The organism is Methylobacterium sp. J-077 (assembly GCF_022829365.1).
GTDB lineage: Bacteria > Pseudomonadota > Alphaproteobacteria > Rhizobiales > Beijerinckiaceae > Methylobacterium.
This window is the reverse complement of record NZ_JAKSYJ010000253.1, coordinates 1-17,602: the sequence shown is the minus strand read 5'-3', so window position 1 is coordinate 17,602 and position 17,602 is coordinate 1. Positions and strand designations below refer to the sequence as shown.

Below are 17,602 nucleotides of genomic sequence, written 5' to 3'. Positions count from 1 at the left end.
GCTGTCGGAGCAGGGCGCGCTGGATGCGGGCCGGGTCCGGGTGCGGACGCTGACGCTGCCGGACACCTACCAGGACCACGACAGCCCGGAGAAGATGTACGCCGAGGCCGGCCTCGACGCCGCCACCATCGTCAAGACCGCCCTTGCGACGTTGCCGGAGCGCAAGGAAGGCCGCTCACGCCTGCGCCTCGCCTGAAGCGCAGGCCGAAAAGCGGCGGGGGATGCGGGTTCGCGCCTCGCTTGCCGCCTGGGCGGTTCGATGACACAAGCGCGGCGCGGCGGGATCACCCGCCCGCGCCGGCATTCCGCAACGCTTTAGACATGTGATGGTAGAGGCCACTTCCTCCGGCCCGTCCGAGGTCGGCCCCGTGCTGATCACCGGCGCGAGCGGGTTCCTCGGTTCAGCCCTGGTCGACGTGTTCCGCCGGGCCGGCTTCCCGGTGCGCATCCTCGTGCGCGCCACGAGCCCGCGCCGGAACCTGACCTGGACCGATGTCGAGATCGCCGAGGGCGACATGCGCGATCCGGCGGCCGTGGCCGCCGCCCTGCGCGGCCAGCGCTACCTGATCCACGCCGCGGCCGATTACCGGCTCTGGGCACCGGATAGGGAAGAGATCGTCCGCACCAACCGCGACGGCACCCGCCTGATGATGCGCGCCGCCCTGGAGGCCGGAATCGAGCGGGTGGTCTACACATCGAGTGTCGCCACCATCAAGCCGCCGGCCGACGGGGTCACGCCCTCCGACGAGACCATGCCGCTGACGCCCGAGACCGCCATCGGCGCCTACAAGCGCAGCAAGGTCGTGGCCGAGCGCGTGGTCGAGGAGATGATCGCCCGGGACGGATTGCCGGCGGTGATCGTCAACCCGTCGACGCCGATCGGCCCCCGGGACGTGAAGCCGACCCCCACCGGCCGGATCATCCAGGAGGCGGCGCTCGGCAAGATGCCGGCCTTCGTCGATACCGGCCTCAACCTCGCCCATGTCGACGACGTGGCCCACGGCCACCTGCTGGCCCTCCGCCGGGGCCGGATCGGCGAGCGCTACATCCTTGGCGGCGAGGACGTGTTCCTGTCGCAGATGCTCGCCGATATCGCCGGGATGGTCGGCCGCAAGCCCCCGACCGTGAGCCTGCCGAGGGCCGCCGTCTACCCGGTGGCGTTCTTCGCGCAACTCGCCGCCCGAGTCACCGGCCGGCAGCCGTTCGCCACCATCGACGGCATCCGCATGTCCCGCTACCGGATGTTCTTTTCGGACCGGAAGGCGCGCCTGGAACTGGGCTACACCGCACGGCCCTACCGCGAGGGCCTGTCCGACGCGATCGCGTGGTTCCGCCAGGCCGGATATCTCGGATGAGCAAGCTCGACACCGCGACCGCGGCGCGCTCCGGCAAGGGCCACCGCGACGAGAACTTCCCGGTCGCCTCGCACCTGATCCATCCGCGCCACCGCGGCGCGATCCTGGCCTTCTACAACTTCGTCCGCGCCGGCGACGACGTGGCCGATCACACGGAGCTGTCGTCCGCGCGCAAGCTCGAACTGCTCGACCGGCTCGCCGATGCGCTCACCGGTGCCGGCCCGTCCGATCCCGAAGCGGAGCCGCTCAAGCGCGAGCTGGCCGCCCGCGGCCTGCCGCCCCGCCACGCGCTCGAACTGCTCGACGCGTTCCGGATGGACGCGCGCAAGAACCGCACGGCCAATTGGGACGAGCTGATCCACTATTGCCGTTACTCGGCGATGCCGGTCGGGCGCTTCGTGCTCGACGTGCACGGCGAGGATCCGGCCCGGGTCTGGCCGGCGTCCGACGCGATCTGTGCGGCGCTCCAGATCATCAACCACCTCCAGGATTGCGGCAAGGATTTCACCAATCTCGACCGGGTCTACCTCCCGCAGGATGCCCTCGACCGGCACGGTGCCACGGTGGCGATGCTGGGCGCCCCGAAGGCGAGCCCGCACCTCCGGGCGGTGATCGCCGAACTGGCGCATCGCTGCCTCGACCTGCTCGACGAAGGCGCCGTCCTGCCGGACCTGATCGACGACCTGCGGCTGTCCCTGGAGATCGCCGCGATCCACCGCCTCGCCGTGGTGCTCGCCAAGGGGCTGACCACGCGCGATCCGCTCTCCGAAAAAGTCCACCACGGCAAGGCCGCCTTCGCCCTGACGGCCCTCGGCGGTGTCGCCGCCACCCTGGCGCGCCGGCCCTTTCGACGCCGGGCCGTGCGGGGCGCGGCCCAGGGAATCCGCTCGTGAGCGCCACCGCGACCACCGCCCCAGCCGAGGATGCCGCCGCTCCGGCCCTGCCGGCCGCCGGCTCCTCGTTCTACACCGCCATGCGCCTGCTTCCGAAGGCGCGGCGCGAGGCGATGTATGCCGTCTACGCCTTCTGCCGCGCTGTCGACGACGTCGCCGACGATGGCGGCACTCGGGCGGTGCGGCAGGTCGAGCTCGACCGCTGGCGCGCCGATATCGACGCTCTCTATGCCGGCCGGCCGGCCGCGCGGGTGCGCGATCTCGTCGAGCCGGTGCGCCGCTACGACCTCAAGCGCGCGGATTTCCAGGCGGTCATCGACGGCATGGCCATGGACGCGGTCGAGGATATCGTCGCCCCCGATGCCGAGACCCTGGATCTCTATTGCGACCGGGTCGCGAGCGCGGTCGGGCGGCTGTCGGTGCGGATCTTCGGCATGCCCGAGGCGGACGGCATCCGGCTCGCCTGGCACCAGGGCCGGGCGCTCCAGCTCACCAACATCCTGCGGGACATCGACGAGGATGCCGAGCGCGGCCGCCTCTACCTGCCCCGGGAGAAGCTGGCCGCCATCGGCCTGAGCGATCCGACCCCCATGGAAGCGATCGGCCACCCGCGCATCGGCGAGGTCTGCCTGTCGGTGGCCCGGGAGGCCGAGGATCACTACCAGGCAACCTGGGAGATCATCCGGCGCAGTCCCCGCAAGGCGACCAAGGCGGCCCGGCTGATGGCGGCGGCCTACCACCTCTACCTGAAGGCGGTGATCGCCCGCGGCTGGGCGATGCCCCGCGCCCGGGTCAAGCCCGGCAAGCTCGCGCTGCTCAGCGTCGTCATCCGGCACGGCCTGATCTGATGGGACGCATCCACGTCGTCGGCGCTGGTCTCGCCGGCCTCTCCGCGGCCGTCGCGTTGGCCGAGACCGGCGCCCAGGTGGTGCTGCACGAGGCCGCCAAGCAGGCGGGCGGGCGCTGCCGCTCGTATTACGACCCGTCGCTCGGCCTGACGATCGACAACGGCAACCACCTGCTGCTGTCGGGCAATGCCGACGCCCTGGGCTTCCTCAAGACCGTCGGCGCCCCCGCGGACGCGCTGACCGGCCCCGACGAGGCGGAATTCGACTTCGCCGACCTTAAGACCGGCGACCGCTGGCGCCTGCGCCCCAATGCCGGCCGTCTGCCCTGGTGGGTGATGAGCCCGTCCCGGCGCGTCCCCGGCACCCGCGCCCGGGATTATCTCGCCCCGCTCGGGATCCTGCGCGCCGCCTCCGGCAAACCGGAAGGCGCGGGCGGCACGATCGGCGACAGCATGGCCTGCGAGGGCGATCTCTACGCCCGGCTCTGGCACCCGGTGCTGCTGGCCGCGCTCAACACCGAGCCGCGCGACAGCGATGTCGGGCTGGCCGCCCGGATCCTGCGCGAGACCCTGGGCGCTGGCGGCAAGGCGTGCCGTCCCCTGGTGGCGGTCGAGGGCCTGTCCTACGCCTTCGTGGACCCGGCCCTGCGCTACCTGACGACCCGCGGCTGCGAGATCCGTCTGGGCCGGCGCCTGCGCGGCCTCGACGTCGTCGACGGCCGTGTCGGCCAGTTGCTGTTCTCCGACGGCCCGGAGGCGATCGGGCCCGAGGACGGAATCGTGCTGGCCCTGCCGCCCTGGGTCGCCCGGGAGGTGTTGCCCGGTCTCCTCGCCCCGGTGGAATTCCGCTCCATCGTGAACGCGCATTTCGCGCTCGTCCCGAAGCCCGATAGCCCGCTGATCCTCGGCGTCGTGAATTCGCTCACGGAGTGGCTTTTCGCCTATCCCGACCGGTACTCGGTCACGATCAGTGGTGCGGATCGGCTCCTCGACGTCCCCCGGGAAGACCTCGCCCGGCAGATCTGGGGGGAGATCGCAGCTTTGTGCAATCTTGCCCCGGAACTGCCTAGCTGGCAGATCGTAAAGGAGAAGCGTGCGACGTTCGCCGCCACGCCGGCCGAGGCCGCGCGTCGCTCGGGCGCCGAAAGCGCCTACACGAATCTCGTCCTGGCAGGCGATTGGACCGCCACCGGTCTGCCATCGACGATCGAGGGAGCGATCCGCTCTGGCAAGACGGCCGCGCGTGCGCTGCGGCACGGATCCTCCGTGCGCGCCGGGCTACGCGCGCCAGGTTCGGGCGCATTGGGCGCCGCTTGAGGCATGGCGGCCGCGACGCAGCGGCCGTTCGAGGCGAGGAATATGAGAGAGGCCGTAAGCAAGGTCGAGCCGCTTCAGCGCTCGAAGACCCAGGGGATCTCGCTCGACGACGTCGAGCGCGGCGTGGCGCAGGCGACGCGCGCGCTGATCGACCTGGCGCATGACGACGGGCATATCTGCTTCGAGCTCGAGGCGGATGCCACGATCCCGTCCGAATACGTCCTGTTCCATCATTTCCGCGGCACGCCGGTCGCCGACGGCCTCGAGGCCAAGATCGGCAACTACCTGCGCCGCACCCAAGGCCGGCACGGCGGCTGGGCCCTCGTCCACGAGGGCCCGTTCGACATGAGCTGCACGGTCAAGGCGTATTTCGCCCTCAAGATGATCGGTGACGACATTGAGGCGCCGCATATGCGCCGGGCCCGCGAGGCGATCCTGTCCCGCGGCGGCGCCGCCAACGCCAACGTCTTCACCCGCTTCATGCTGGCGCTCTACGGGGAGGTGCCCTGGCGGGCCGTGCCGGTGATGCCCGTGGAGGTGATGTTCCTGCCGAAGTGGTTCCCGTTCCACCTCGACAAGATCAGCTACTGGGCCCGCACCACCGTGGTGCCGCTGTTCGTGCTCCAGGCGACCAAGCCCCGGGCCCGCAACCCGCGCGGCATCAGCGTCCAGGAGCTGTTCATCACCCCGCCCGAGAGCGTCCGCACCTGGCCGGGCTCGCCGCACGCCACCTGGCCGTGGACGCCGATCTTCGGCTTCATCGACCGGATGCTGCAGCTGGTCGAGGATCGCCTGCCGCGCAAGAGCCGCCAGCGCGCCATGGAGAAGGCCCGTGCCTGGGTCAGCGAGCGCCTGAACGGCGAGGATGGCCTGGGGGCGATCTTCCCGGCCATGGTCAATTCGGTGCTGATGTACGAGGTGATGGGCTATCGGCCCGATCACCCGCAGGTCCGGGTCGCCTGCGACGCCATCGAGAAGCTCGTGGTCGAGAAGGCCGGCGAAGCCTACGTCCAGCCGTGCGTCTCTCCGGTCTGGGATACGGCGCTGGCCGCCCATGCGCTGCTGGAGGCGGGAAGCCCCGAGGCCGAGGCCCAGGCCCGCGCCGGGCTCGATTGGCTGAAGCCCCGCCAGGTGCTCGACATCGTCGGCGACTGGGCGGCGCGCAAGCCGAAGGTTCGCCCCGGCGGCTGGGCCTTCCAGTACGCCAACGCCCATTACCCCGACCTCGACGACACCGCCGTGGTGGTCATGGCCATGGACCGGGCCATGCACCAGCACGGGCTGGTCGCCGGCATGCCGGACTACAAGGCTTCGATCGCCCGGGCCCGGGAATGGGTCGAGGGGCTGCAGTCCGAGGATGGCGGCTGGGCGGCGTTCGACGCCGACAACAACCACATGTACCTCAACCACATCCCGTTCTCGGACCATGGCGCGCTGCTCGACCCGCCGACCGCGGACGTGACCGCCCGGGTGGTCGGGATGCTGGCCCAGCTCGGCGAGACCCGGGAGACCTCCCGCGCCCTCGACCGCGGCGTGAACTACCTGCTGAACGACCAGGAGGAGGACGGCTCCTGGTACGGCCGCTGGGGCATGAACTTCATCTACGGCACGTGGTCGGTGCTGTGCGCCCTGAACGCCGCCGGGGTCGATTCCGCCGATCCGCGGATCCAGCGCGCGGTCTCCTGGCTGATCCGGATCCAGAATCCGGATGGCGGCTGGGGCGAGGATGCCAACTCGTACAAGATCGATCCGGCCTTCGAGGCGGGCTCGTCCACGGCCTCGCAGACTGCCTGGGCGCTGCTCGCCCTGATGGCGGCCGGCGCGGTCGACGACCCGGCGGTAACCCGCGGCATCAACTTCCTGACCCGCACGCAGGGCGCGGACGGGTTCTGGAACGAGGAGCGCTACACCGCCACGGGCTTCCCGCGGGTGTTCTACCTGCGGTATCATGGCTACCCGAAGTTCTTCCCGCTCTGGGCGATGGCACGGTACCGCAACCTGAAACGCACCAACAGCCGGCGCGTGCAGTTCGGCATGTGACGCTCTGAAGGGGCCGGCCCGCCGGGCCGGTCCCACCGGCGGCTCGCACAGTCCAATTGCCCCGCGAACCCCGGTATTCCCGACGTGACCTCCTCCGATGACGATCTCGCGGCGCCGGCCCCACGGCGGTCGCGGCTCCTTGCGGAGCTCGCAGGACTGGTCCACCAGCGCGCCATGATCGATCCCGCCGCCCCCGTCCTCGCCGTCACCGGCCTCGCCCGTGAACGCCGCCTTGCAGCCGGGGAGGGGGTCGAGGCGGTCGGCGCCGGCGGCAACCCGCATCGCCTGCGCCAGCTCCTCGATGCGCGCCCGCAGCCCGGCTGCCGGGCGGTGATCAGCTTCGGCATCGCGGGCGGACTCGACCCCTCCCTGAAGCCCGGCGACGTGGTGGTGGGCACCGGCATCGTCGGCGAGGACGGACGGCGCGCCGCCGACCTCGACCTCTCGGCCGCCCTCCTCAACGCCCTCTCCGGGGTCGGTCCCCGGGTGATCCCGGCCGATCTGGCTGGCGTCGACACGGCCGTTCTCGGGGTCGACGGCAAGGCCGAGCTGCGCGCCCAGACGGGCGCTGCCGCCGTCGACATGGAATCTCACGTCGCCGCCGCCTTCGCGGGCCGGCATGGCCTGCCCTTCGCGGCCCTGCGGGTGATCTGCGACCCGGCCAACCAAGCGCTCCCGGCCTTCGCCGCCCAGGCGCTCACGCCCGACGGCGAGCCCGATATCGCCGCGGTGTTTTTTGCGTTCGCCCGGGGGAGGGCGCGGCTTGGCGATCTGATGCGGCTCGCCCGCGACTCGAACGCGGCCTTCGCGGCTTTGGGGAAGTGCCGAAGCCGGCTTGGGCCGGGGCTCGGAATTCCGGTGCCGTCTCATCCGGTGGCCGGCTGAAAGGTCCGCAATCACGCTCACCGTCATTGCGAGCGGAGCGAAGCAACCCAGTGTCGCGCGCCCTCGACGAACGAGGCGGATCCCTGGGTCGTTTCGCTCCGCTCGCGACGACGGTGCGGGACCAAAAGGCCGGCTCCGACCTCCGCTTCCGTATCGAACCTGATGCCAGAACGAAAAAAGACGCCGGCCCGTTCGGTCGGCGTCAGTGGGGAGGAAACACGAGGCGGCGCGGGTCAAAAACCCCCGCGCCGGATAGAAACCAGCCTCAGCCGGCGTTCTTGCTGAGCGACACCGCCACGAAGCGGGTCTGGCCCTTGCTGCTTTTCACCCGCATCAGCACCGCCTTGCGGCCGTTCGATTCCGCCGTGCGGATCTGGGCGGCGACGTCGGAGGGGCGGGTCACGCTCTGGCCGCCGACATCGAGGATCACGTCGCCGGCCTCGATGCCCTTGGCGGCGGCCGGACCGTCGGGGTCGACTTGGACCACGGCCACGCCCTGCTCGGACAGGCCGACATCGGCGGCCGGGGCGAGGTTGAGGCCGAGCCGCGGCTGGCCGTTGCCCGAATCGTCCTCGCGGGCGGCGACCTTGGTGCCGTCGGTGGGCATGGCGCCGAGCGTCACCGTCGCGGTGTCGGCCTTGCCGCCGCGCAGGTAGCTGAGCTCGACCTTGGCGCCGGGCTTCATGCCGGCGATCCGGCGCGAGAGCTCGCGGGCGCTGTCGACCGTGTCGCCGTTGACCTTCTCGATCACGTCGCCGGCTTTCAGTCCGGCCTTGGCCGCCGGGGTACCGTTCTCCGCGTGGTCGACCAGGGCACCCTTCGCCTTGTCGAGGCCGAGCCCGTCGGCGATGTCCTGCGTCACCGGCTGGATCTGCACGCCCAGATAGCCGCGGGCGACCTTGCCGTCCGTGCGCAGCTGCTCGACCACCGCCTGCACGGTCTCGGCCGGGATCGCGAAGGCCAGGCCGACGCTGCCGCCGGACGGAGACGCGATGGCGGTGTTCACGCCGACCACCTCGCCGTTGACGTTGAAGGTCGGACCGCCGGAATTGCCCTTGTTGATCGGGGCGTCGATCTGCAGGAAGTCGTCGTAGGGGCCGGCGCCGATGTCGCGGCCGCGGGCCGAGACGATGCCGGCCGTGACGGTGCCGCCGAGGCCGAACGGGTTGCCGATCGCAACGACCCAGTCGCCGACCTGCGGGGCGGTCTTGCCGAACTGCACGTAGGGGAAGTTCGAGCCCTCGTTGATCTTCAGCAGCGCGACGTCGGTCTTGGCATCCTTGCCGATGACCTTGGCGTCGAGGGTGCGGCCGTCGTCCAGGGTGACCTGCACGGTCTTGGCGTGATCGACCACGTGATTGTTGGTCACGACGTAGCCGTCGGCCGAGATGATGAAGCCGGAGCCGACCGCGCCGCGCGGGCCCTGGTGCTGGGGCTGCATGCCGCCGGGGCCGTTCTGGCCGAAGCGCTTGAAGAACTCGCGCAGCTGCGGCGGCACGTTCTGGAGATTCTGGCCCTGGCCGGAGCCCTGGCCTTGACCGTCCTCGTCGTCGCTGCTCGCCGAATCGTCGAGCTTGACCTTCACCGAGACGACGCCGGGCTTCACCTTGTTGACGATGCCGGCGAACGAGCCCGGAGGATGCTCGGGGGCCTCGATCGGGGTCTTGGGCAGGGCCTGGGCGTAGGCCGGGGTGACGGAGGGCAGGGTGGTGCCGAGGGCGCCGCCGGCGATCAGCGCTGCTGCGGCGACCGAGGCGAGGGCGCGGCGGGAGGTACGGCCGGAGATCGGGTTCTGGGGGCTGGTCTCGGTCATGGGGATCGCAACCTCTTGCAACGGATCGGGACGCCGCCGGGGACGCGGCGGTCGATGCGATCGGTCTAGAGGGCGGCGCCTGACCCTGGCGTGGCGGTCGAATTACGGTTTGGACATGTGCGGGCGCTTGGTCGCGTCGCAGGGCGCCGGAACTGGAAAAATCTGCGGCCTGTGCCGCGTGTCACCTGCGCGTTTGAAAAGACGCCGTAGATTTTTACGAGCCCTGGCAGGTCGCGGTAAACGTCGATCCTGTAGATGCCCGTGGCACGTGACGAATGAGGGTGCAGCGATGAAGACCCTGTTGGCTGCTGCCATGCTTCTGGGATCGGCGGTCGGATCGATGGCCGCTGACGACTATTCGGACTATCGGAATTATTTCGATGCCAGGCCTGCTTCCACAGATCGAACGAAGCTGAAAACTTCCAAGAAGAAGGAGTTGTCGATCGAAAGCATCGACGCCCGGCGTTACGACGATGGCGCCGGCTCCAGGAACCCCGACAACCTGAAAGCCGGTTACAGGAACCGGGCCGGGATCTATGTGCCGCCCGATTATTCCACGCATCCGCGCGGCGCCTCCGGCGACGGCTTCGGCAGTTCGATCGAGGACTCGTATGGCAGCGTGAGCGCGCCCAATCCCTTCGTGGGCCCCCTCGGCACCCGTCGATGAGGTCGCCTGCCGACCGCCTCGGTGGACCGCTTGGTACGACAGCCCGAGCCGGTCGCTCGCGGCAGTCAGGCGCCGGTCGCTTGTCCAGATCCGGGAGCCTGGCATCGGCGTCGCGAACGCCAGGAAATGGGTATCGACGTAGCCGATCCCGAGACCGTGCAGCGCGTGGTCTACGATCAGGCGCATGACTTCATCCGGCTCGGCGACCGGGGCCGGCGGCATTCTCTCAAGCTTGCCAGACCGATCGAGCGGCTGTTCCAAGCTTCCCAGGTCGAATTCGCCGACCACACGACAGGATGAACACGCTGGCGATTCTCGTCGAGGAGCGCGATCGGGGTCGGGTGGTTTATCGGAGACGATCGATCCAAACGCCCGTGTCGATAAGGATCACGATTCGGAGCGGCGGCGTGGCCCGGCCTCGGCTGTCGGATCGCTGCCACCGAGTAGGGTCATGCGTCGGAAGGCTTCTCGCTGAATCGACGCCCGCAGCGCTTCACATAGAAGATCCGATTGTTCGCTGATACCCGTGTAACGTTGAGCGTCAGCGAGGTGTTCATCGTCGAGATCGATGGTCACGCGCATGGCTAGCCTGATAGGTCGAGCGATCCAGCTTGTAGCCACCGCTGCGTCGCCTGCCTAATCCCCGCTCAACCGCGCCAACGCGTCTTCGATCTTCACGAGCCGCGCGGCCTCGGCGTCCCGGCGCTCACGGTTCTCCTCGATGATCTCCTCGGGGGCGCGGGCGACGAAATCGGCGTTGCCGAGCTTGGCGTCGATCTTCTTGATCTCACCCTGTGCCTTGCCCTGCTCCTTCTTCAGGCGCGCGACCTCGGCGGCGAGATCGACGATGCCTTCGAGTGGCAGCGCCGCGACGCTGCCACGCACCAGGAGCTGCGCCGAGTTCCTCGGTGGCGCCTCCGCGAAGGTGATCTCGGAGAGCCGCGCGAGGCGCAGCAGCGTGTCCCGCCACGCCTCGACCCTGGCCCGGACCTCCGGCGCCGCACCGACCATCACCAGGGGGATCTGCGCCGCGGCCGGGACGCTGGTCTCGGACCGGGCCGAGCGGACCTGGGTGACGAGGTCGACCACGAAGCCGACCTCGGCCTCGGCGGCCGCATCCGCGAGCCCCGCGAGATCCGGCCAGGCGGCCAGCGCCAGGAGACCGCGCTCGGGGAGCGCCGCGCCCTTGATCGCCCAAAGTTCCTCGGTAAGGAACGGCATGAACGGGTGCAGCAGCTTGGCGACCTGATCGATCAGGAACGCCACCGTGGCCTGGGTCTCGGCCCGGACGGCCGGATCGACGCCCTCGCCCTGGAGCACGGGCTTGGCCAGCTCCAGGTACCAATCACAGAAGATATTCCAGACGAACCGGTAGGCGGCGCCCGCCGCATCGTTGAACCGGTACGCTTCGAGAGCCGCCGTCACCTCGTCCACTGCGCGGGCGGCCTCGGTCAGCGCCCAGCGGTTGATCGCCCCGGTAATCGCCCGCGGATCGTAGGCGGGGTCGAGCCGGCAGCCGTTCAGCTCGGCGAAGCGGGCGGCGTTCCAGAGCTTGGTCGCGAAGTTGCGGTAGTCCTTGACCCTGTCCTCCGACAGCTTGATGTCGCGGCCCTGGACCGCGAGTGCGCAGAGGGTGAAGCGCAGGGCGTCCGCCCCCACCTTCTCGATCAGCTCGAGGGGATCGACGACGTTGCCCTTCGACTTCGACATCTTGGCGCCGGAGGCGTCGCGCACCAGCGTGTGCAGGTAGACCGTGTCGAACGGCGCCCGGTCGGTGAGATGCAGGCCCATCATCATCATCCGGGCGACCCAGAAGAACAGGATGTCCTTGCCGGTCACCAGGGCGTTGGTCGGGTAGAAGCGGGCGAGTTCCGGGGTCGATTCCGGCCATCCCAGAGTCGAGAATGGCCACAGCGCGGACGAGAACCACGTGTCGAGGACGTCCTCGTCGCGGATCAGCGCCACCGGCTTGCCGTGCTGCGCCTCGGCCTGGGCCAGGGCCTCGGCCTCGCCCTCGGCCACGAAGATTCCGCCCTCGGCATCGTACCAGACCGGGATCTGGTGGCCCCACCAGAGCTGGCGCGAGATGCACCACGGCTCGATGTTGGTGAGCCACTGGAAGAAGATCTTTTCGTAGTTCTCGGGCACGAACTTGGTCTGGCCGTCGCGCACGGCCTGGAGCGCGCGCTCGGCCAGCGGCTTGACGTTCACGTACCATTGGTCGGTCAGATACGGCTCGATCACCACGCCCGAGCGGTCGCCGTGCGGGACCGCATGGGTGTTCGGCTCGATCGCGCGCAGGCGCCCGCGCGCCTCCATCAGGGCCACGACTTCCTTGCGGGCCTGCGCCCGGTCGAGGCCGTGCAGCGCCAGGGCCTCGGGCTCGGGGTTCGCGTCGGCGAGGAAGGCGGCGTTGCCGTCGAGCAGGATCCGGCCCTCGGGATCGAGGATATTGATCACGCCGAGGTTGCAGCGGCGTCCGACATCGAAGTCGTTGAAATCGTGGGCGGGGGTGATCTTGACCGCGCCGGTGCCCTTCTCCGGATCGGAATAGGTGTCGGCCACGATCGGGATCAGGCGGCCGACCAGCGGCAGGCGGACCTGCTTGCCGACCAGAGCTTTGTAGCGCTCGTCGTCGGGATGAACCGCGATGCCGGTGTCCCCGAGCATCGTCTCGGGCCGGGTGGTGGCCACGGTGATGATCTCGCCGGTCTCGGCGCCTTCCGCGTCGACGATCGGATAATCGAAATGCCAGAGATGGCCCTTGGTCTCGATCTGCTGGACCTCGAGGTCCGAGATCGCGGTCTGGAACTTCGGGTCCCAGTTCACCAGCCGCTTGTCGCGGTAGATCAGGCCCTGGCGGTGCAGGTCCACGAAGGTCTTGAGCACGGCGCGGCTCAGGCCCTCGTCCATGGTGAAGCGTTCCCGCGACCAGTCGCAGGAGGCGCCGAGGCGCTTGAGCTGGTTGACGATGGCGCCGCCGGATTCCGCCTTCCAGGCCCAGACCTTCTCGACGAAGGCGGCGCGGCCGATCTCCCGGCGGCCCGGCTCCTGGCGCTCCATCATGCGGCGCTCGACCACCATCTGGGTGGCGATGCCAGCGTGATCCGTGCCGGGTTGCCAGAGCACGTCCTTGCCGCGCATGCGCTCGAACCGGCAGAGCACGTCCTGGAGGGTGTTGTTGAGCGCGTGCCCCATGTGCAGCGAGCCCGTCACGTTCGGCGGCGGGATCACGATGCAGTAGGGCGGGGCACCGGCGCGCTCGGGCCGGCCGGCGCGGAAGGCATCCGCCTCCGCCCAGGCGGCGGAGATCCGCGCCTCGACGGAGGCGGGCTCGAAGGTCTTGTCCATCATCGCTTGTATGGGCCGAACGCGTGTCCAACGGGATTGGACCCGCTTTCGACCGTCGCGCCGCGTCCGTCAACACGCGCCCGGCACCGGGCAGGCCCCGGACGCAGGGGCCGTTCGCTCAGCGGCCCCGCGAGACCCGTTCGATCTCGGCACGGACCAGCCGCTCGACCACGGCCGGCAGGTTGTCGTCCAGCCAGGATTTGAGCATCGGCCGGAGCATCTCCTTGACCAGATCCTCGAGGGTGCGGGCGTTCTGCGTCAGCACCGTGTGGGCCAACAGGTTGAAAGCGCCGTTGACGCTGGCATCGGTGGCCGGCGAGATCAGGGTCTCGACCTCGGGCTCGGGCCGCGGCGCCTGTAACACCGGCTGCGGTTGCGATGGGCTCGGCCGCGCGGGCGGCTCGGGCTCGGGCTCCGGCTCGGCGAACGCAGCTTCATCCTCGAAGTCGATCGCGTCGAAGTCGAGGGGCGCGGCGGTCGGCTCCGGCGGCGGCACGGCGCGGGGTCGCACGACCGGCTCGGCGACCTCGGCGAGGTCGAGGACGTCGTCCGGCTCGGGCGCGGCCGCGATCTCGGCGGGCTTGGCCGCCTGATCGTCCGCGATGATCCTCCGGATCGAGGCAAGGATCTCTTCCATCGAAGGCTCATGCGCCTTCTCGGCAGCCTTGTCCTGGAATTTCGAGTCCGGGATCTTGGGGCTCGCTGCACTCATCAACAGGCGCGCTCGGGCAGGGGATGTTCGGAAGATGACCCGATCGGGCCGGTCGTCAAACAGTATTCCATGCCAATTCGTCGCGGCAAGCGCGCCTGCACCACACTCCCCGTGGAAAAGACCTCAGCGCCCGTCCGGGGTGCGCAGGCCGAACCACAGATCCTTGACCTGATCGTAGTGGATCTTGGCGCTGTAGTACTCCACCGGCAGCGCGGTGAAGCGCGCGGTGAGCTGCCCGATCGACTGCACCACGCCGTACGAGTAGATCACCCGGTCGCGCTGGGCCAGGATCAGGTTCACGCGCGAGTTCAGCAATTCCTGCTGCGCGTTGAGCACGTCCAGGGTGGTGCGCTGGCCGACGCGGGCTTCCTCGCGCACGCCGTTCAGCGCCACCTCGTTGGCCTGGACCTGCGCCTGGGCGGCGATGACCTGCGCCTTGGCGGCCTCGAGCCGGCCCCAGAAGTCGACGATCTGCGCCCGAACCTGGTCGCGGGCCTGGTCGACCTGGATGCGGTACTGCCCGACCGTCTCCTTGGCCTGGCGGATCTGCGCGTAGGTCTGGCCGCCCTCGTAGATCGGGATGTTGAGCCGGCCGCCCACGAACCCGACGAAGAAGCTCTGGTTCGGCCCGTTCTGATCGTAGAGCTGGCTGAGGGATCCCTGTAGGCTGAGCGATGGCGCGAGCTGGCCTTCCAGGATCTTGACCTGGGCTTCCGCACCGTCGACCGCGTGGATCGCCGAGACGATCTGCGGATGCTCGCGCAGGCCGATGGCGATGGCCGCATCGAGGCTGACCGGGACGTAGCGGTCCAGCGGCCGGCCTGGCGCGAGCTGGCGCGGCTCCACGCCGATATTCTGCCGGTAGATGCCGATGCTGGTGCGCAGGGTCGATTCGGCCGCGCTGACCTGCGAGCGCGCGCCGGCGAGCCGCGCCTCGGCCTGGGCGACGTCGGTGCGTGTCACCTCGCCGACGTTGAAGCGGTCTCGGGTCTGACGGAGTTGCTCTTCGAGCACCTCGACGTTGTTCCGGTTGAGCTCCAGCGTCGCCGTGTTGCTGAGCACGTTCATGTAGGCCTGAACGGCGTTGTACAGGACCGTGATCTCAGTGAAGCGCAGGGTCTCGCGCTGGCTGTAGACGGTCGACTCGGCGCGCCGAACGCTGTTGTCGGTCTGGAAGCCGTTGAAGATGGTCTGCGAGACCGTCAGGCTGGCGGTGCTCGGCAGGTAGGTCGTGCGGATCGTCCGGTTGGAGGCGATCGCCTGGGTCGTCACTTCCGTGGACGAGGCCGCGGTGCCGGCGGATTGACCCGCCGAGGTTCCGGAGGTGCCCGAGGTTATGCCGGACGACGTGCTCGTGGTTCCGAGACTCGTGCCGGTGCTGGCGCCCGTGGCGGTGCCGACCCCCGATGTTCCGGTGCTCGCGCCGCCCAGCGACGCTCCGGAGGTTGAGGACCCGACGGCAGATGTCGCCCCGGTGCTTGCGGCGCCGGCTGCCGCGGAGACGGTGCTGCCGCTGCGGGTCTGCAGGTACTGCACGCCGATCGACGCGGCGACATTGACCTGCGGCCGGTAGCCCGCCTGGGCGATTGCGACGTTCTCATCGACGGCGCGGACCCCGGCGCGCCCGGCATTCAGGGTCGGATTGCCCTGGTAGGCCTTGGCGAGGGCGCTTTCCAAAGTTTCGGCGACGGAAGGATTGGTCGTCAAGATCGCAAGTCCGGACGCTATTCCGATGACTCGGAGCGCGGGGCAACTCGCTGGTGGACGTCGTGTCACGATTAAAAAGCCCTTGCGGTCTCTTAACGGTCCGGATGTCCGCCACGAAAACGGCCAAGGTACGGCGTTACGCAGGGATCCGATCAAGCCCGCCCCACCGTCACGCTTAGCGCAAAACCACCGCTTTGGCTCGGGCTTGCCTGGCGCTGGCGTCGAAATCTGCCGCGTTGGGGCATTAAGGTGACACATGACGGTGCGCCCGCGACGGGGCTTCCGGCCCGGCCGTCGCCGGCTCCCGGAACGGCGATTTCTCTCGTGATTCGCGTGAGATAGCGCTTTACCGACAGGCCGACGCGAGGGGGCGCCGGCGGCCTGGTTCACCGCGCCGCATGGCATGGGCGATGGCGGCCACGGCGACCCCTCCAGCCGGAGGCGGTCGAGAAGGGGATCCACCGGTCGAGCCGGCTCTAGTAGCGATCTTCAGCCGCTACGCCCGCTCCGGGATCCGACAGCGCGGCATCATCGGGCCCTTGTCCCGGCTCGCGCGAGGGCCGCGCCGAACGCGGTCTGGCCACGGATCCCGTCAGGACCGGCGATGGCTTGGCCTTGAACGCGACGCTCGGCGGCGGCGTCTTGCCGGCCGGGCCGGGCGGCCCCTGGGGACCGCGCGGGCCCGGCGGCCCAGCGCTTCCCACCGGACCCGCCGGGCCCGCGGGCCCCTGCAGCCCATGCTCGCCCTGTGGGCCGACGGATCCCCCGTCTCCCGGAGGCCCGGGCGGTCCCATCGCGCCCTCCGGTCCGGGTTCCCCCCGTGCGCCGGCTTCGCCGCGCGGACCCGGCGGTCCGGGAAGGCCCGGCGCCTGCTGGCCGCATTCGCCTACGACAATGCTGCGCGCCTGTTTCGGGGTTCGCAGCGTCGCGATGCAGGTGGCCGGATGATAGACCACGTGGAACTCGAAATAGCCGCGGCTATCGGTTCGCTGCGAAAACTGGCCGTCGAGGGTGATGTCGGAATCCGGCTCGCCGGCGTTGCCCAGGATCCACAGGTCGCCGGCGGTGATCTTCGCAGCCTCGATGCGCATGTCGGCTTTCGCCGGAACGATATAAACCATCGACACGGCGAATATTTGCAATCCTATGCATTGCTGCCGCGATAGACGCATGGCCGGCCCCGCCTTTTCATGTCGGCAAGATGCCATTCATTTCCGGATTCGCAACAACGTACAAAAAATTTGATGTGAACAGCGGCATTTTAAACGGGTCACCGTCCGAATTCGGTATTCGCAGGCCGGACATGCGCATTATGGTCAATGATCGGCGTGTTTCGGAGCCCTGTATGGGGTGAGGCGGCGTCGGTCGCACGGTGCCGGCTCGGCTCTCGATCGCGACCGGACCGGCCGCGACGGGGGTGCAGAGACTCTCTCATGTCCGATGCAACGGTTTTGGCCTGTTGTTCGTTTGGGGGGACGGCGGTGCAGCATGGACGCTTGGCCACCCGCCGTTGGACGTTTCTCCACGGCCGGGTTGCGCCGGCCGCGATTGTGCAGCGCACAATCTATTTCTGCGTAAGTTGTTGTCCCGGCCGTTGTTTCGGCCGGACTGCGCTTGAGAATCAGTAACAACTACTGAACGTGAGGTTTGTACGACAACCTCGCTTTAGGCGGCGTAATCCCCTGTCGACCAGCGTTTTTTTTACAATGCTGATCTGTTTATAGACGCCAAATAAAATACCGACCAGCTTGTCAGCCCAGTGATTGCCGTCTATAGGGCTACTCGTAACTGATCATTAACCACCCGCCATTGGCCTCAACCGAGGATCTGAGACCATGCAGGGTCATGCCGAATCCCCAATTTCCACGGGCGCCTCTGCGCCGCACCATAGGGTTGAGATGTCGGATGTTGCCGATCAGATTGCGGGTCAGGTGAGCGAGGCTGCGGAGGCTGTTGCGGAGGCGGTTTTGCCGGAGACGCCGTTCGTGGCACGCGGGCTTCGGCTGGACTGGGCG

The 17,602-nt window shown here is 69.1% G+C and carries 15 protein-coding genes and 1 pseudogene; 10 read left to right on the top strand and 6 right to left on the bottom strand.

Annotated elements, in window-relative coordinates; genetic code table 11:
• The 7 genes from MKL11_RS31970 to MKL11_RS31940 form a co-directional block, all read left to right on the top strand.
• The coding region (locus tag MKL11_RS31970) for a hypothetical protein (RefSeq protein WP_243951213.1) at positions 1-196 on the top strand (196 nt) is incomplete at its 5' end.
• Positions 197-326: 130 nt separating this feature from the next.
• Positions 327-1,355, top strand: a complete 1,029-nt coding sequence (gene hpnA, locus MKL11_RS31965) for a hopanoid-associated sugar epimerase (protein WP_243951211.1) — start codon at positions 327-329, stop codon at positions 1,353-1,355.
• Positions 1,352-2,248, top strand: coding sequence for a squalene synthase HpnC (gene hpnC, locus MKL11_RS31960; protein WP_243951209.1), 897 nt, complete (start codon positions 1,352-1,354; stop codon positions 2,246-2,248). The genes hpnA and hpnC overlap by 4 nt, the downstream gene beginning before the upstream one ends.
• Entirely contained in the window at positions 2,245-3,096 is an 852-nt protein-coding gene (gene hpnD / locus MKL11_RS31955) for a presqualene diphosphate synthase HpnD (RefSeq protein ID WP_243951207.1), read from the top strand. Before hpnC ends, hpnD begins: the two co-directional genes overlap by 4 nt.
• On the top strand, positions 3,096-4,412 hold the full coding sequence (gene hpnE / locus MKL11_RS31950; RefSeq protein WP_243951205.1) for a hydroxysqualene dehydroxylase HpnE: 1,317 nt from the start codon (positions 3,096-3,098) through the stop codon (positions 4,410-4,412). The genes hpnD and hpnE overlap by 1 nt, the downstream gene beginning before the upstream one ends.
• A gap of 42 nt (positions 4,413-4,454) precedes the next feature.
• A complete protein-coding gene (gene shc / locus MKL11_RS31945; protein WP_243951204.1) occupies positions 4,455-6,452 on the top strand; it encodes a squalene--hopene cyclase in 1,998 nt (665 codons plus the stop codon).
• 174 nt (positions 6,453-6,626) lie between these two features.
• Positions 6,627-7,337: a phosphorylase gene (locus MKL11_RS31940; protein ID WP_243951218.1), complete on the top strand. Its 711-nt coding sequence runs from the start codon at positions 6,627-6,629 to the stop codon at positions 7,335-7,337.
• A gap of 265 nt (positions 7,338-7,602) precedes the next feature.
• Here the strand turns inward: MKL11_RS31940 and MKL11_RS31935 are convergent, their stop codons facing one another.
• Positions 7,603-9,150: a Do family serine endopeptidase gene (locus tag MKL11_RS31935; RefSeq protein WP_243951202.1), complete on the bottom strand. Its 1,548-nt coding sequence runs from the start codon at positions 9,148-9,150 to the stop codon at positions 7,603-7,605.
• A 289-nt stretch (positions 9,151-9,439) separates the two neighbouring features.
• On the opposite strand from MKL11_RS31935, the gene MKL11_RS31930 reads away from it, so the two are divergent.
• Positions 9,440-9,817: a hypothetical protein gene (locus tag MKL11_RS31930; RefSeq protein ID WP_243951200.1), complete on the top strand. Its 378-nt coding sequence runs from the start codon at positions 9,440-9,442 to the stop codon at positions 9,815-9,817.
• Positions 9,818-9,943: 126 nt separating this feature from the next.
• Complete coding sequence (locus MKL11_RS31925) at positions 9,944-10,117, top strand: hypothetical protein (RefSeq protein WP_243951198.1); 174 nt, start codon at positions 9,944-9,946, stop codon at positions 10,115-10,117.
• An 87-nt stretch (positions 10,118-10,204) separates the two neighbouring features.
• Here MKL11_RS31925 and MKL11_RS31920 read toward each other — a convergent pair whose 3' ends face one another.
• From MKL11_RS31920 to MKL11_RS31900, 5 genes are all read right to left on the bottom strand, one after another.
• Positions 10,205-10,399, bottom strand: coding sequence for a type II toxin-antitoxin system VapB family antitoxin (locus tag MKL11_RS31920; RefSeq protein WP_243951196.1), 195 nt, complete (start codon positions 10,397-10,399; stop codon positions 10,205-10,207).
• Positions 10,400-10,453: 54 nt separating this feature from the next.
• Positions 10,454-13,171 carry a valine--tRNA ligase gene (locus MKL11_RS31915; protein WP_243951194.1) on the bottom strand — a complete coding sequence of 906 codons (2,718 nt, stop codon included), beginning with the start codon at positions 13,169-13,171 and terminating at the stop codon, positions 10,454-10,456.
• A 115-nt stretch (positions 13,172-13,286) separates the two neighbouring features.
• Complete coding sequence (locus MKL11_RS31910; protein ID WP_243951192.1) at positions 13,287-13,880, bottom strand: PopZ family protein; 594 nt, start codon at positions 13,878-13,880, stop codon at positions 13,287-13,289.
• Positions 13,881-14,003: 123 nt separating this feature from the next.
• A complete protein-coding gene (locus MKL11_RS31905) occupies positions 14,004-15,587 on the bottom strand; it encodes a TolC family outer membrane protein (protein ID WP_409565944.1) in 1,584 nt (527 codons plus the stop codon).
• 476 nt (positions 15,588-16,063) lie between these two features.
• The gene (locus MKL11_RS31900) at positions 16,064-16,759 is read right to left on the bottom strand and encodes a collagen-like protein (protein ID WP_243951189.1); all 696 of its coding nucleotides are present in this window, start codon (positions 16,757-16,759) and stop codon (positions 16,064-16,066) included.
• 663 nt (positions 16,760-17,422) lie between these two features.
• Here MKL11_RS31900 and MKL11_RS31895 point away from each other — a divergent pair.
• Positions 17,423-17,602, top strand: a pseudogene (locus MKL11_RS31895) (sugar transferase); the annotation flags it as partial.

What these genes read in the sequence shown, in the direction of transcription:
- hpnC (WP_243951209.1), top strand. Translation starts at nt 1,352, where the DNA reads ATGAGCAAGCTCGACACCGCGACCGCGGCGCGCTCCGGCAAGGGCCAC.
- MKL11_RS31910 (WP_243951192.1), bottom strand. Translation starts at nt 13,880, where the DNA reads ATGAGTGCAGCGAGCCCCAAGATCCCGGACTCGAAATTCCAGGACAAG.
- hpnA (WP_243951211.1), top strand. Translation starts at nt 327, where the DNA reads ATGGTAGAGGCCACTTCCTCCGGCCCGTCCGAGGTCGGCCCCGTGCTG.
- MKL11_RS31915 (WP_243951194.1), bottom strand. Translation starts at nt 13,171, where the DNA reads ATGATGGACAAGACCTTCGAGCCCGCCTCCGTCGAGGCGCGGATCTCC.
- MKL11_RS31940 (WP_243951218.1), top strand. Translation starts at nt 6,627, where the DNA reads ATGATCGATCCCGCCGCCCCCGTCCTCGCCGTCACCGGCCTCGCCCGT.
- MKL11_RS31930 (WP_243951200.1), top strand. Translation starts at nt 9,440, where the DNA reads ATGAAGACCCTGTTGGCTGCTGCCATGCTTCTGGGATCGGCGGTCGGA.
- MKL11_RS31925 (WP_243951198.1), top strand. Translation starts at nt 9,944, where the DNA reads ATGGGTATCGACGTAGCCGATCCCGAGACCGTGCAGCGCGTGGTCTAC.
- MKL11_RS31935 (WP_243951202.1), bottom strand. Translation starts at nt 9,150, where the DNA reads ATGACCGAGACCAGCCCCCAGAACCCGATCTCCGGCCGTACCTCCCGC.
- MKL11_RS31900 (WP_243951189.1), bottom strand. Translation starts at nt 16,759, where the DNA reads ATGCGTCTATCGCGGCAGCAATGCATAGGATTGCAAATATTCGCCGTG.
- hpnE (WP_243951205.1), top strand. Translation starts at nt 3,096, where the DNA reads ATGGGACGCATCCACGTCGTCGGCGCTGGTCTCGCCGGCCTCTCCGCG.
- MKL11_RS31920 (WP_243951196.1), bottom strand. Translation starts at nt 10,399, where the DNA reads ATGCGCGTGACCATCGATCTCGACGATGAACACCTCGCTGACGCTCAA.
- shc (WP_243951204.1), top strand. Translation starts at nt 4,455, where the DNA reads ATGAGAGAGGCCGTAAGCAAGGTCGAGCCGCTTCAGCGCTCGAAGACC.